Source organism: Xanthobacter sp. 91 (genome assembly GCF_000702385.1).
Lineage (GTDB): Bacteria > Pseudomonadota > Alphaproteobacteria > Rhizobiales > Xanthobacteraceae > Xanthobacter > Xanthobacter aminoxidans.
This window is the reverse complement of the sequence record NZ_JNIB01000001.1, coordinates 5,245,377-5,258,935: the sequence shown is the minus strand read 5'-3', so window position 1 is coordinate 5,258,935 and position 13,559 is coordinate 5,245,377. Positions and strand designations below refer to the sequence as shown.

The 13,559-nt window shown below is 70.3% G+C and carries 15 protein-coding genes; 12 read left to right on the top strand and 3 right to left on the bottom strand.

Annotation, left to right across the window (positions count from 1 at the left end):
* The first annotated feature begins 156 nt into the window (after positions 1 to 156).
* Complete coding sequence (locus A37E_RS26695; RefSeq protein ID WP_081837760.1) at positions 157 to 486, top strand: hypothetical protein; 330 nt, start codon at positions 157 to 159, stop codon at positions 484 to 486.
* Between the two features lie 32 nt (positions 487 to 518).
* Here the strand turns inward: A37E_RS26695 and A37E_RS0124575 are convergent, their stop codons facing one another.
* The 3 genes from A37E_RS0124575 to gspD are packed head-to-tail and all read right to left on the bottom strand — an operon-like array spanning position 519 to position 3,952.
* Positions 519 to 1,121, bottom strand: coding sequence for a tetratricopeptide repeat protein (locus A37E_RS0124575; RefSeq protein ID WP_081837759.1), 603 nt, complete (start codon positions 1,119 to 1,121; stop codon positions 519 to 521).
* 3 nt (positions 1,122 to 1,124) lie between these two features.
* Positions 1,125 to 1,769, bottom strand: a complete 645-nt coding sequence (locus A37E_RS0124570) for an A24 family peptidase (RefSeq protein ID WP_051679320.1) — start codon at positions 1,767 to 1,769, stop codon at positions 1,125 to 1,127.
* 8 nt (positions 1,770 to 1,777) lie between these two features.
* Entirely contained in the window at positions 1,778 to 3,952 is a 2,175-nt protein-coding gene (gene gspD / locus A37E_RS0124565) for a type II secretion system secretin GspD (RefSeq protein WP_081837874.1), read from the bottom strand.
* Positions 3,953 to 4,492: 540 nt separating this feature from the next.
* Between gspD and A37E_RS0124560 the strand changes: the two genes are divergently transcribed.
* From A37E_RS0124560 to A37E_RS0124510, 11 genes are all read left to right on the top strand, one after another.
* Positions 4,493 to 6,166: a GspE/PulE family protein gene (locus tag A37E_RS0124560; protein WP_029559025.1), complete on the top strand. Its 1,674-nt coding sequence runs from the start codon at positions 4,493 to 4,495 to the stop codon at positions 6,164 to 6,166.
* A 4-nt stretch (positions 6,167 to 6,170) separates the two neighbouring features.
* Positions 6,171 to 7,379, top strand: a complete 1,209-nt coding sequence (locus A37E_RS0124555) for a type II secretion system F family protein (protein WP_029559024.1) — start codon at positions 6,171 to 6,173, stop codon at positions 7,377 to 7,379.
* A 27-nt stretch (positions 7,380 to 7,406) separates the two neighbouring features.
* Positions 7,407 to 7,859 (top strand): type II secretion system major pseudopilin GspG, encoded by a 453-nt coding sequence (gene gspG / locus A37E_RS0124550; RefSeq protein WP_029559023.1) that lies wholly within the window; start codon positions 7,407 to 7,409, stop codon positions 7,857 to 7,859.
* Between the two features lie 15 nt (positions 7,860 to 7,874).
* A complete protein-coding gene (locus A37E_RS0124545; protein WP_029559022.1) occupies positions 7,875 to 8,351 on the top strand; it encodes a prepilin-type N-terminal cleavage/methylation domain-containing protein in 477 nt (158 codons plus the stop codon).
* On the top strand, positions 8,338 to 8,739 hold the full coding sequence (locus A37E_RS0124540; RefSeq protein ID WP_051679319.1) for a prepilin-type N-terminal cleavage/methylation domain-containing protein: 402 nt from the start codon (positions 8,338 to 8,340) through the stop codon (positions 8,737 to 8,739). The genes A37E_RS0124545 and A37E_RS0124540 overlap by 14 nt, the downstream gene beginning before the upstream one ends.
* On the top strand, positions 8,736 to 9,464 hold the full coding sequence (locus A37E_RS0124535; RefSeq protein ID WP_051679318.1) for a prepilin-type N-terminal cleavage/methylation domain-containing protein: 729 nt from the start codon (positions 8,736 to 8,738) through the stop codon (positions 9,462 to 9,464). Before A37E_RS0124540 ends, A37E_RS0124535 begins: the two co-directional genes overlap by 4 nt.
* Positions 9,461 to 10,462, top strand: coding sequence for a type II secretion system protein GspK (locus A37E_RS0124530; protein WP_051679317.1), 1,002 nt, complete (start codon positions 9,461 to 9,463; stop codon positions 10,460 to 10,462). The genes A37E_RS0124535 and A37E_RS0124530 overlap by 4 nt, the downstream gene beginning before the upstream one ends.
* The gene (locus A37E_RS0124525) at positions 10,459 to 11,541 is read left to right on the top strand and encodes a PilN domain-containing protein (protein ID WP_051679316.1); all 1,083 of its coding nucleotides are present in this window, start codon (positions 10,459 to 10,461) and stop codon (positions 11,539 to 11,541) included. The genes A37E_RS0124530 and A37E_RS0124525 overlap by 4 nt, the downstream gene beginning before the upstream one ends.
* A complete protein-coding gene (gene gspM, locus A37E_RS25650; RefSeq protein ID WP_024278370.1) occupies positions 11,538 to 12,149 on the top strand; it encodes a type II secretion system protein GspM in 612 nt (203 codons plus the stop codon). Before A37E_RS0124525 ends, gspM begins: the two co-directional genes overlap by 4 nt.
* Positions 12,146 to 12,832 carry a general secretion pathway protein GspN gene (locus A37E_RS25645; RefSeq protein WP_156026418.1) on the top strand — a complete coding sequence of 229 codons (687 nt, stop codon included), beginning with the start codon at positions 12,146 to 12,148 and terminating at the stop codon, positions 12,830 to 12,832. The genes gspM and A37E_RS25645 overlap by 4 nt, the downstream gene beginning before the upstream one ends.
* A gap of 99 nt (positions 12,833 to 12,931) precedes the next feature.
* Positions 12,932 to 13,552 (top strand): TIGR02466 family protein, encoded by a 621-nt coding sequence (locus A37E_RS0124510; protein ID WP_029559015.1) that lies wholly within the window; start codon positions 12,932 to 12,934, stop codon positions 13,550 to 13,552.
* The last annotated feature ends 7 nt before the right edge of the window (positions 13,553 to 13,559 follow it).

Here is a 13,559-nt window from a genome sequence, read left to right as displayed (position 1 = left end):
CCGCGCCGCGACCGGACCTCTGCCCTATATAGCGTCCCCCGGCGGCGCGCGCGAGCGTTTGCCTAAGGAGCGCGTTCCTGATCGGTTGAGCAATCCTAATGCCCCCGATAAAGTTGCAGTGCTTAGCTGAGAAGCTCTGCCAATGAGACACTGCTCATGACAAAACTCGAACAACAGTTTGATCAAGCAATGTTCGATATTTATCGCCGAGCCAAACAGGAGGCTGGCTATAATGCGACGCTTTTTCTCCAGATGATTTCCGATCGGAAAGGGCTTCGCACGGCAAAGACATTAATAAATGCAGAAAAGCCGTCAGATGGTTATACGGCATTGTATCTGAAGGGGCGTTTGGATCTAACGGTCGAAGCTGTGGTGGTCGAAAATGAATGCTGGCACCCGCTTTTTCTCGACATCGAAATTGAGCGCGCCCGCAAGAGACTCCGAGACTACCGCTATGAGCCTCGGCTACGACAATCGGGACCGTAAATCGGTACGGCGTCGGCTTCTCGATTCGGCTTTCAGAATGGCGTGAACGAGCGCGGCCGGTTCAGCCACAGGGGCTCGGGCACGTAGGGCGGGGCCGGCATCCACAGGATGGCCTGCTCCTGCGCAGCGGCGATCTGTGCCCGGCTCATCTTGGTGCGGACCGCATCGCGGATGCGGGTGAAGGTGTCGCGCTCCTGCTTGCCGGCGCGGGCGGCGGCGAGGATCAGCCATTTCTGCGAGAGCACCACGTCGATGGGCACGCCGCGCCCCTTATCGTAGGCGAGGCCGAGCAGGTATTGCGCGGTGGGGTCGCCCTGCTCGGCGGCGCAGCCGTACCACTGGGCGGCGACCACGAAATCCTGCGGCACGCCTTTCCCGTTCTCATAGAGATAGCCAACCATCCCCTGCGCCTTGGCATCCCCCTGCCACGCGAGGGGGATGAGCAGCGCGGCGGCGGTCACATAGTCGCCCTTGGCATAGGCCGCATAGGCGCGAGACTGGGTGCCGTCCTTGCTTCCCGCGAGGGCCGGCCCGGTGAAGGCCAACGCCAGAGCCAGCGTCAGCGCACCTGCGATGCGGCGGAGTGGGGCGGGGCGCGAAGTCTCTTCCGGGCGCAAGGTCTCTTCCAGAGGCATGGGTCAGCTCGCCTTGAGGAGGAGGGCGTCGATCATGAAGGCGATCCACACTGCCGGCGCGAGGAACAGGCCGAACGGCAGGCGCCCGTCGAAGCGCAGCGCCCGGCCCGTGGCGCGGCGGCGCAGGGCATAGGCGAGGAGCGCGGACAAGGCGGCGATCTCTATGGCAATGGGGATGGCCGTCACGTCCAGCCACACGCCCGCCAGCACCGCGAGCTTCACATCGCCGAGGCCGAGGCCGTCGCGCCCGCGCAGCGCCCGATATCCCGTGCGCAGGCCGAGGAAGAGCAGGCCGAGGAGGAGGCCGCGGATGCCCGCAGCGATCAGCCCCTCCGCCACGTCGTCGGCGGCGAGGGCGACATAGGCGAGGCCGAGGGCGATGCCGGCGGCGTTGAGGGCATCGGGAATGAGGAAGTGCCGCGCATCGATGACGGCGATGGCCGCCAGCACCGGCACCAGGGCGGCGAGGGGCAGGCCGGCGGGAAGTCCCGCCACCGCGAGGCTCGCGCCCATGGCGGCGAGGCAGAGAGCGGCAAGCGCCACCGTCTCGGCCCGGCTGCCGGCGCGCGGCTGGATGCCGAGGCCTTTGGCGACGGGGGCGCGCGGCGTCGGCTCGACCATCGGTTCGCCCGCTGCGGCGTCGGCCATGGCGGGCCTCACCGGTTGATGAGCGGCTGGGGGCCGCCCGGCAGCACGCCCACCGAGCCCTTGAGCTTGGCGCGCAATTCTTCCGCCACCGTGTGGGCATCCATGTTGTCGCGGATGATCTGGGGGCGGATGAAGATGATCAGCTCGGTGCGCTTTACCGTCGTGTCCTTGTGGGCGAAGGCATCGCCCACGCCCGGGATCTGGTCCAGCACCGGTACGCCCTGGCGCACGCCGTCGCTGCGCTCGCTGATGAGGCCGGCGAGCAGCACGGTCTGCCCGCTGGTCACGGCGATGGTGCTCTTGACACGGCGCTGGGAGACGGTGGGCGTCAGGTTCGAGCCTTCGCTGGCGCTGCCGTTGGCGGTCGGCTGCTTGGTCACGTTGCTGATCTCCTGCTCGATATCGAGCCGGACCTGCCCGTTCACGTTCACCCGCGGCGTCACATGCAGGATGATGCCGGTATTCTTGTATTCGATGGTGTTCACCACCGTGTTGGACGAGGTGAGCACGGTGGCGCTGCCGGTGGAGACCGGCACCTCGTCGCCCACCTGAAGGGTCGCCTTCTGGTTGTCCACCACCACCACGGAGGGATTGGACAGCACCTTCACGTCGGTGACGGTGTGCAGGGCGTCGAGGATCATCTTCGGCTGGTTCTCGCGGCCGATCAGCAGGTTGAAGCCGGGCAGAACGCGGTTGATGGCCTGATTGGTGATCTCGCTGGACAGCGTGTTCACCGCCGAGCCGTTGTTGCGGCCGAGGCCCAGATCCTTGCTGGTGAGGAAGAACTGCACGCCATAGGCGAGCTGGTCGTTCAGCGTCACCTCGGCCACGGTCGCCTCGATGGCCACCTGCAATTGCGGCTGGTCGAGCTGGAGCAGGGTGCGCTCGATGATCCGGTAGTTCTCCTGGCTCGCATAGATGAGCAGGGAGTTGTTCACCTGATCGGCGGTGATCCGCACGCCCGAGAGCAACGCACCGCCGCCGCCAGAGGGGCCGGAGCCGGAACCGCCCTGCAGCTCGTTGTCGGTCTCGCCCCGGTTCACGGGCTGGGCATTCTGGCCCTGGTTCTGCGGCGGCGTCTGGCCGAGGCGCTGCTGCACGGACATGGGACCGTTCGAGCCGCCGCCGTTGGACGATGCCGAGGTGCCGGAGCCCGGCGCGATCTGGTTGGAGGCCTGATCCAGCCCCTGCGAGGAGGTGCCGTTGAACAGCTCGTTCAGCACCCGCGCCGTCTGCCGGGCCTCGCCGTAGCGCAGGCGATAGACGCGCACGCCCACCGAGCTGTCCGAGCGGTCGAGGCGCTCGATCCAGGTGGCTGCGGTGCGCAGCAGGTCCGGCTTCTTGGCCACCACCATCACCGAATTCATCCGGTTGATGGCCTGGAACTTCACCATCTTGTGGCTCAGCCCGCCCTCGCCGGCATCAAGCAGCGTCTCCAGCTCGGTGATGAGCGGTTCCGGCGCGCTGTTGCGCAGCGGGTAGATGCCCACAGACTGGCCGCGCATCCAGTCGGCATCGAACGAGAGGGCGGTGTTGATGGCCGCCTGCCGCTCCTGCGCCGTGCCCTGGATGAGCAGGACGTTGCGGCCCGGGTCCACCCGCACCATGCCGGCCCGGGTGGCGAAGCTGTCGATGACCGGCATCAGGGTCTCGGCCGAGACATACCGCAGCGGCACCACGGAGACGCCATAGCCGGGCTCCGGCCGGGAGGTGCCCACATCGGTGGCGCCGGAGCCGGCGGCCTCGGTCAGCGGCATCAGCTGATAGCCAGAGGAGTCCTTCACGAGCGCGATGCCATTGGCGCGCAGCGCGCTCTCCAGCACATAGGCGAGATCGGTACGGGCCACCGGGCGCGCCGAGGACAGGCTGATGGTGCCCTGCACCCTCGGGTCGATGATGACGTTGGCGCCGAGGATGTCGGTGAGCACCACCTTGGCGACGGTGGTCACCGGCGTATTCTCGAAGTTGAGATCGTATCCGCCGTCAGCTCCGCGTTGCGCGGTGCCCGCCGCGCCGACCGTCGTCGGGTCCGCCACCGGCTGCGCGCCGGGGGTGGCGAAATATTCGATGGGCTGACGATTGTCGGACGGCTGTTGCGGCTGCGCCACAGGCTGCATGGGCTTGGGCGACAGGTCGATGTTGCGGACCTGGTCGAATGTGCTCTGGGGCTTGGTGTCGTCCATGATGCCCGAGCAGCCGGACAGGATCGCGGCGAAGAGGATCGCGCACGTCAATACGAGAGTGCCCGGTCGTGGGCTCGACCGGCCGCGCCAATCCTCAATCACGCATCACCTGAATACTTCCGAACGCAAGAGCCGCGGAATCCGAGAGCCGCTACAAGGGCCGCCGGTCGCAGGAGATGGCCAGACGACCCTTGGCGCGCCTCTCTTAGCGACAGCATGTGACGGATATATAAGGGTTGACGGGCAGTGCTGCCAAGCTTCAGTTAGCTGGCTATCGCCGGTTCGCAGCCGTGTCCGGATGTCGTGACATTGTCATCACGGTGACGCGCGAGCGTCACGAGAGGCGGGAATACCAAGCCGGCCGCCGGGTGCTCCGTGTCGGCAGCCTGCTCCGGGCCGACGGCGGACCCGCAAATTGCTTTCCGGGGGCAACCTTCGCCGATGATGCGGCCCATGTTAATAGCAGCCAAGGTCCAGCTGTAGAATAGCGCCGCTGGATTGTACTGCTGGATTTGAATGCTGGCTTTCGGGGGCGCGGGCATGAGCGGGCAGGGGGGCGGCGATTTCCTGAGCTTCCTCGCCGCGAGCGGGCTGGCGCATCCCGCCGGGTCCGGAACGGCCGGCACGCAGGCCCGTCCGCTACGTCAGGTGTGGGAGGCGAGTGAGCTGACCGCCAACGATTTCGCCGATGAGGTGGCCCGCTTCTATCGCCTGCCGCGCATCGCCCTGCCGGAGCTGATGGCGGCGCCCTCCCTCGTCTCGCACTTCACCCCACGCTTCCTGCGCGAGATGACGGTTCTGCCCTTCCGCGCGCCGGACGGCACAGCCTGCCTCGCCGTCGGCGATCCCACCGACGAGACGGTGGTGCGCGCGGCGGAGATCGTGCTGGGGGGCAAGGTGACGCTCGTCGTCGCCTCCTTCGAGGACATCGCCACCGCGCTTGCCGAACGGCTGGGCGCCGATGAAGCCGCCGCCCGCGAGGCCGCCGGCCCCGTCACGGCGCGGGCCGAGGACGACATCGACAGTTTGCGCGACCTCGCCTCCGGCGCGCCGGTGGTGCGGGCGGTGAACGACCTGTTCGACAAGGCCATGGAGCTGCGCGCCAGCGACATCCACATCGGCCCGTTCCGCACCGGCCTTGAGGTGCGCCTGCGCATCGACGGCATGCTGCGGCCCATCCATGCGCTGGCCGATGTGCTGCCGCAGGCGGTCATCTCGCGCATCAAGATCCTCGCCGGCCTCGACATCGCCGAGCGCCGCCTGCCGCAGGACGGCGCCGCGCGCCTCAAGCTCGGGCGGGACGAGATCGACGTGCGCGTCGCCATCATGCCCACCCAGCACGGGGAAAGCGCGGTCATCCGCCTTCTGGCGCGCGATCGCGGTGTGCTCACGGTGGACAAGCTCGGCCTCGCCCCCCACGACCGCGAGACGCTCATGAAGCTGCTCGCGCTGCCCCACGGCATGGTGGTCGTCACCGGCCCCACCGGCTCGGGCAAGACGACCACGCTCGCCACCATCCTGTCGGTGCTCAACGAGCCCACGCGCAAGATCCTCACCATCGAGGACCCGGTGGAATACGAGATCCGCGGCGTGTTCCAGTCGCAGGTGAGGCCCCAGATCGGGCTCACCTTCGCGGCGGCGCTGCGCTCCTTCCTGCGGCAGGACCCGGACGTCATCATGGTGGGCGAGGTGCGCGACCCGGAGACGGCGCACATCGCCGTCCATGCCGCGCTCACCGGCCATCTGGTGCTCACCACGCTCCACACCGACACCGCCGCCGCCTCGGTGCCGCGCCTGCTCGACCTCGGGGTGGAGGGCTTCCTGCTGAAGTCCACTTTGCGTGCGGTGATTGCCCAGCGCCTCGTCCGCCAGCTGTGCGAGCGCTGCAAGCGGCCGCACACCCTGTCCGCCACCGACGTGCGGGACGATCCGCGCTATGTGGCCCTCGGCCTCAAGGCGGGGGAGACGGTGTACGAGCCGGTCGGCTGCGAGCGCTGCGGCGGGGCGGGCTATCGCGGGCGTATCGGCGTGTTCGAGGTGCTGACCCTCTCGGACGACATCCGCGAGATGATCGACCGCCATGCCGGCGCCGCGGCCCTCGACCGCGCCGCCATCGCTGGCGGCATGACCACCATGCTGGACGACGGCGTCGCCAAATGCCGCGCCGGCCTCACCTCGGCCGCCGAGGTGCTGCGCGTGACCACGGTGCGCTGAGCTGATGGCCACCTTCTCCTATCGGGCGCTGACCCAGGCCGGGCAGATCGTGAGCGGTGAGATCGCCGCCCCCACCGAGGCCGAGGTGCGCCGCCGCATCGAATTCCTCGGCCTCGTACCGGTGGAGACGACGCCGCTGAAGGAGAAGAAGGAGAGCGCCTTCGGCTTCTCCTTCGGCGCGCCCAAGGCTGAGGATGTCACCCTCTTCACCCGCGACCTCGCTTTGCTGCTGCGCGCGGGCGCGCGGCTCGACGAGGCGCTGGAATTGCTCACCGGTGACACCGATCTCGGCCGCATGCGCACTGTCGCCCGCAAGATCCGCGCGGACGTGCTGGCCGGCGAGAGCCTCGCCGAGGCGCTGGCGTCCCATCCCTCGCTGTTCCCGCCGGTTTATGTGGCGCTGGTCAGGGTGGGCGAGGCCTCCGGCACCGTGGACCGGATGCTGGAACTGGTCGCCGCCGAGCGGCAGCGGGCCGAGGAGCTGCGCCGCAAGGTGGTGTCGGCGCTGCAATATCCCGCCTTCGTGCTGGTCGCGGCGGGCGGCGTGCTCGTCTTCTTCCTCATGTTCGTGATGCCGCAATTCTCCTCCGTGCTGCGCGACATGGGGGCGAAGCTCGACCCCATGGTGCAGGTGCTGCTGGACCTGTCGGACGGCCTTCAGGCCCACGCCGCCGCGGTGGGCGTCGCGGCGGTGGTGCTGCCGGCTCTCGCTTTCCTCGCTCTGCGACGGAAAGAGGTGCGCGGGGCGGTGACGGGCACGCTCTCCAAGCTGCCGTTGGTGCGCACGGTGCTGCTGTTCCGCCGCTCGGCCGTGTTCTGCCGCAACCTCTCCATCCTGCTCGGCAACGGCGTGACGTTGACCGCCGCGCTGCGCATCATCGTGGACGTGATGGCGGCGGGGGAGGAAGCCTCCGTCTGGGCCAAGGCGGCGGACCGGGTGCGCCATGGCGGGCGGCTGTCGGACGCCTTCGCCGAGGGCGACGTGCTGCCCCCCATGGCCATCCGCATGCTGCGCCTCGGCGAGGAGACCGGCCAATTGGCCCTGCTCTCCGGCCGCATCGCCGATTTCTACGAGGAAAAGCTCCAGCGCGCCCTCGCCAGGGTGGTCGCGGTCATCGGCCCGGCCGCCATCGTCACCATCTCGGTGGTGGTGGGCGGGCTCATCGTCTCGGTCATGACCGCGTTGCTGTCGGTCAGCCAAAGCATCGGGTGACGAAACGTGATTGAAGGTCCCGCCCCCATGACGGCCAACACTGCCCCCTCCCGCTCTCGCCGCCGGAAAAAGGAAGGCGGCTACACGCTGGTGGAGCTGCTGGTGGTCATCACCATCATCGGCCTCATCGTCGCCCTAGTGGGGCCGCGGGTGCTCGGCTATCTCGGCGACAGCAAGGTGAAGACGGCGAAGATCCAGATCCAGGGCTTCTCCAGCGCCCTCGACCTCTTCTATCTCGACGCCGGCCGCTATCCCTCTTCGTCCGAAGGGCTGAACGCGCTGGTGCAGCGGCCGGGCAACGTCTCCACCTGGAACGGGCCGTATCTCAAGGGTGGCACGGTGCCGGTCGATCCCTGGGGCAAGGCCTACATCTATCGCGCGCCCGGCCAGCACGGGCCGTTCGACATCGTCTCCCTCGGCTCCGACGGGCAGGAGGGCGGCACCGGCAACGCCGCCGACATCACGAGCTGGGCGCGCTGAGGCGGGGCGAGGCGGATGGCACGCGAGCGGGAGCGCAGGCGCGATCATGAGGCGGGGTTCACCCTGCTGGAGGTCGTCTGCGCCCTCGCCATCGTCGCCGCGCTCGCGACCCTCGCGCTGCCACGCCTTGCGCCCGGCACTTCGCGGGCGAAGCTGGAATCCCTCGCGGTCGAAGCCGCCGCGCTGCTGAAGGCCGACCGCGCCGCCGCCATCCGCCGGGGCGTGCCGGTGGCCACGTCGGTGGATACGGCCGGCCGGCGCATCACCTCCGGCGCGGCTGGGCGGGTGGTGCGCGTGCCCGGCGACGTGCAGATGGACACGGTGCTGCCCGCGACCTGCGACGGAAGGCCGGCCCGCGCCTCGGTGGAGTTCTTTCCCTCCGGCCTTTCCTGCGGCGGCGTGGTGGCCATGCTCAAGGGCGGGGCGGGCTATGAGGTGCGGGTGAACTGGCTCACCGGAGGCGTCGAGATTGTCCCCCGTGGCCGCTCCTGATCTGCGCGCGCGGCGCGGCGCCGCCGGCTTCACCCTCATCGAAGTGCTGGTGGCGCTGGCGGTGGTGGCCGCCTCCCTCGGCGCCATCGCCATGGTGGCGGGCAGCAGCATCCGCGGCACGCGGGCGCTGGAGCGGCGGGTGGCGCTGCTCCAGACCGCCCGTGCGGTGGAGACGGGCATTCCCGGCCGCGATCTCCTCCAGCCCGGCCGCACCGAGGGCGAGATCGCCGGCCATCGCTGGCAGATGGACGTGCAGCCGCTCAAGATCGCCGGCCTGCCGGAAACCGGCCCCTGGACGCCGCTCGATGTCCGCATCCGCGTGCGCGGTCCCGGCGGCGAGATGGTGGCGCTGGAGACCGTGCGCATCGTGCGGAGCCAGCCGCAATGAGCGCGCTCGCATCGTCGCGCCGCCGTAGCGCCGGCTTCAGCCTCATCGAGATTCTGGTGGCGATGACGCTCACCGGCCTCGTGCTCGCGGCCATCGCCATGGTGACGGCGAAATGGCTGCCGGCCTGGCAGCGCGGGCTCGGGCGGGTGCAGCAGAGCGAGCTCGTCGCCCTCGCCCTCGACCGCATGGCCGCGGACCTTTCCGCCGCTGCCGTCCTGCCCGTCGTTCGTGGCGGGGCGAAGCCGCTGTTCGACGGATCGTCCGAGCGCGTCGTCTTCGTGCGCGAGGTGCTCGCCCCCGGCGCGGCGCGCGGGCTGGAGATCGTCGAACTGGCCCCGGTGCCGGACGGGCGCGGCGTCGCCATGGTCCGCCGCACCGCGCCCTATGCGCCGCAGGCCGAGGCCGGAGGCCTGCCGCCCTTCGGCGCCCCGGTGCGGCTGCTGCGCCCGCCGACCCGCGTCACCTTCTCCTATGCCGGACGCGACGGGGTGTGGCACGACGCATGGCGCGGCGAGGAGGAGCTGCCGCGCGCGGTGCGCATGGTGGTGCGCGAGGGCGGGCGGACCACCGCCGCATCCACCGCCGTCTCCATCCGCTCCGATGTGCCGGCCTTCTGTGCCGCCGATGTCACCAAGCCGGTCTGCGGATCATCCGTCGGTTTCAGTGGAGCGCGCGCGAAAGCCGTCTCGGGTGCCGGGGGAAATAGCGGGGGGGCCGCGCAATGACGGGCGCCTGCCTCAACGCCCGGCGCGGGACGGAGCGCGGCTTCATTCTGGTGACGGTGCTGTGGATTCTCGCGGCGCTCGCCGCCTTCACCGCGGTCTATGCGGTCTATGTGTCCGACACGGCGTCCGCCTCCGCGGTGCGGACGGAGACGCTGCGCGCGGACGGGCTGGTGGTCGCGGCGGTGGAGCTGGCGGCGCTGCGCATTCTCTCCGTGCCGGCGCAGGACCGGCCCATCAGCGGCGAGGTGCGGTTCCGCATGGGCGAGGCCAACGTCTCCGCCCGCTTCGCCGACGAGGCCGCCCGCATCGATCTCAACTCGGCCGCGCCCGCTGTGCTGGCCGGCCTGTTCCAGGTGCTCGGCGTGCCCGAGCAGACGGCGAAAACCTACGCCGCGAGCATCGCCGCCTGGCGGACCCCGCCCCGGGGCAGCAGCGCCGGCGCGGGCGGCGCGACTTCAGCCGGCAAGACGTCCGCTCTGGGCGACGATGAGGCCGCGAAAGGGCAGGGCGCTTTCGCCCATGCGGCGGAGCTGGCCCGCGTGCCCGGCCTGCCGGCCGATGTGGTCGCGGCGGCGCTGCCTCATCTCACGGTCTATGTCGGGCGGCGGGAGGTCAATCCCGAACTGGCGGGGTCGGTGGTGCGGGCGGCGCTGGCGAAGGCGGGGCAGGGGATGAACGATATCGACAACGCCACGTTCGCGACGGCCGGCGAGACCTCCGGCGAGGACAAGGCAGGCGGCGACAAGGCAGGCGGCGACGGAAACGCCATCGCCGGCGCCTCCGGCCTCACCACGGTGGCCGGCGACACAGCACGCGTGACGGTGCGCGTCGCCTTCGACAATGGCCGCAAGCAGGGCGCCGAAGCGGTGATCCTGCTGCGGGATTTCGGGATGGACCCCTACCGCGTGCTCCTCTGGCGCGACCTCTCCTGGCGCGAGCTGGCCGACCTGGATGCGGCGCCCGCCGCGCGGCGCAAGACGACGGGAGGACAGCCATGAGCATGATGCCCGGCGCGCCCGACGCGTCTCTGGTGACGCGCTTCATCGATGGCTTCTCGGCCTTCATCGACCTGACGGCGACGGCCGTGGACACTGCCATCGCCAGCGGCCGGGCGCGCCTCGGCCGGCTGCGCGCGGTGCGCATCGAGGAGGGGGAGGACGGCGCCTTCCACCTGCCCGGCGTTGCTCCGTTCCATCCCGATTCCGGTGACATGGCGCGCGCCGTGCCGCCGGGGGTGACGGCCGCATTGAAGGGCCGGGAGGTGGAGCTGGCGCTTGATCCCGCCCGCTTCCTGTTCCGCCCGCTCGATCTGCCCGAGGGGGCGAGGCCCTATCTCGACGGCATCGTGCGGGCGCAGATCGACCGGCTCACGCCGTGGAGCGCCGCCGAGGCCGCCTTCGGCTGGACGGCGCCCGAGCCCCTCGGCGACGGCCGCATCCGCCTGATGGTGGCCGCCACCCCGCGTGCCCGTCTCGCGCCCGCCCTCGATGCGCTCAAGGGACTGGGCGTGGGCCATCTTCTGCTGACCACCCGCCAAGGGGAAGGCGCGCCGATCATCGTCCACGCCGGTGCATCGGGTGAAGGCGCGGGCACCGCGCGGCTCAAACAGGTGCTGCTCGGCGTGCTTGCGGCTGCGGCCCTTGCGGCGACACTCGCCTCCGGCGTGTCCGGCTTCCTCGGCGGCAGCCTCGACGAGGAACAGCAGACGCTGGATCAGGCCATCGCGGCCCGCCGCCGCGCCATCGCCGCCGCCCGCGACGGGCTGGGCGCGGAGGGGGCCGCCCTGCGCGGTCTGGAGAAGGCGAAGCGGGAACATGCGCCCACCGTGCTCGTGCTGGAGGCGCTGTCGCAGGTGCTGCCGGACCATACCTATCTGACGGCGCTGACCATCCAGAACGGCAAGGTGGAGCTGACCGGCGTCTCGCGGGAGGCGCCCTCCCTCGTGCGGCTGCTGGAGGAGTCGAAGCACTTCTCCGCCGCCACCTTCGTCGCCCCCACCACCCGCCAGCCGGGGGATGCGGGCGAGCGCTTCCAGATCCAGGCCGACATCACTTTGCCGTTCGAGGTGAGCCAGTGACCCCCGCCGCGCCCGCCCGTTCCCGCCGCACGCTGGCGCTGGCCGCGCTCGGCTACGGTGCGCTGGTCGCGGTCCTGCTGGCCGTCGCGTTCGGCGAGGTGGCGGACATGCTCGCCAAGCGCGCGGCGGTGGCGGAGGCGCAGGACCTGCTCGACCGGCTGGAGGGGCGCAGGCCCCCGAGGCCCGGTGCCGCCGGTGCCGAGGAGCGCGGCTCCCCCTTCCTCGAAGGCGCGAGTGTGACGGTGGCCGGCGCCGCGCTGGCCGAGCGCGTCGCCGCCGCGGCCGATGCGGCCGGCGGGCATCTCGTCTCCTCCAGCGTGGAGCTGGGCGCCTCGCCGCTCGGCCCGGGCTTCGTGGCGGTGGCCGCGACCGTCGATATCGGGCAGGAGGATTTGCAGAACCTGCTATATGATATCGAGAGCGGCCAGCCCTTCCTGTTCATCGACCCGCTCGTGGTCCAGGCGCAGGGGCAGGGTGCCGCATTGGGGCAGCTGGACACCGAAGGGACCGAGGGACGGATGCAGGGGGATGGCGCGGAAGCACGGGGGCAGGAGGGGCGCATCCAGGTGATGCTGACCGTCCATGGCCGCTGGCGGGGGGCGCGATGATCGCCCCAGCTCAGACCCCTGCGCGCCCTTTGCCCGCGCGCCGTTTCCGCTGTCTCCCCCTCGTCGTGGCGGGCCTGATCGTCGGCATTGCGGCGGCCTCGGCCGAGGTGGAAGCCCCCGCGCCGCAGGTGGACTTCCTTGTCCCCGGCCAGCCCTCCACCCGCGGCGCGACGGCTCCGGCCGATCGCGAGTGGGGAAATCCCCTGTGGACCGTTCCCATCGAAAGCCTCTCGGCGACCCGCGATCGCCCGCTGTTCACGCCATCCCGCCGTCCGCCCGAGCAGCCGGTCGCCCTCGCACCGCCGCCGCCGCCCTCCGCTCCTCCGGCTGCCGTCTCGCCACGGCCGCAACTGGCGCTGATGGGCACGGTCGTCAGCACGGCGGGCAGCATCGGCATTTTCACCGATCAGGCGAGCGGGCAGATCGTGCGCCTGAAGGTGGGCGATGCCCATGGCGGCTGGACCCTGCGCAGCGTCGGCCCGCGCGACGCGGTGCTGCACACGGGCGCCGACACCGTGACGCTCGCCCTCCCGGTCCCCGGCAAGGGTAGTCCCCAGCCGCCGCGCGGGTCCGAAGGTCCGTTCGCCGCCGCGCAGGTGGGCGGGGCGAAGCCCGTGGCCGGGCAGGTGGTGGTGCCGCGCCGCACCAGGCCGTCGCCGGCGGATCTCGATTCCAGCCACTGAGAGGCCGGCGCGTTTAGACGACCGAAACGTCATCGTCGGGTCATGGCCCATGGGGAAAGTGCGCCGTCTTCCCGTCTCGCGCACATCGGCCGGCCTGTCGTGACCCAGCTCATCGGACTTTTTCCCACCCCCGTGATGCGCGTCGAGGGCCTCATCGGCCCCGCCGACGTGGAGGCGCTCGCGGCCGAGGTGGCGGACCGCACCTCCCTCACCAACGCCTATTCGGACCTCCTCTCCCACACCCCGGTGGCGGGCGACCAGTCCGACACGCTGCTATCGCGGCTCGGCGCGCTGGTGCTGCCCAAGGTGGCGGAATTCGGCGAGGTGCTGTTCGGCGAGGCGCTGAGCTGGCAGATCAAGGAAATCTGGGTGAACGTGCTGGAGCCGGGCGGCCATCAGGCCATCCACACCCACGCCAACAGCTTCATTTCCGGCGTGGTCTACCTGACGGAGGCGCACCCCTCCGCCAACATCGTCTTCCACAAGGCCATCGGCGGCAGCGGCTTCATCTTCGGCAACACCAATCCCGGCGCGCGCATCAACGCCTTCAACGGCGGCAAGTTCGCCATGCCGCAGACGGGTGCGGGCGACCTCGTGATGTTCCCGAGCTATCTGCTGCACGAGGTGCCGGTGAACAAGGGCGGGCGGCGCATCTCGGTGGCCTTCAATGCCATCCCCGACCGGCTCGATAATTTCGGCTACGCCATCCACTTCTCGTGAACGCAAG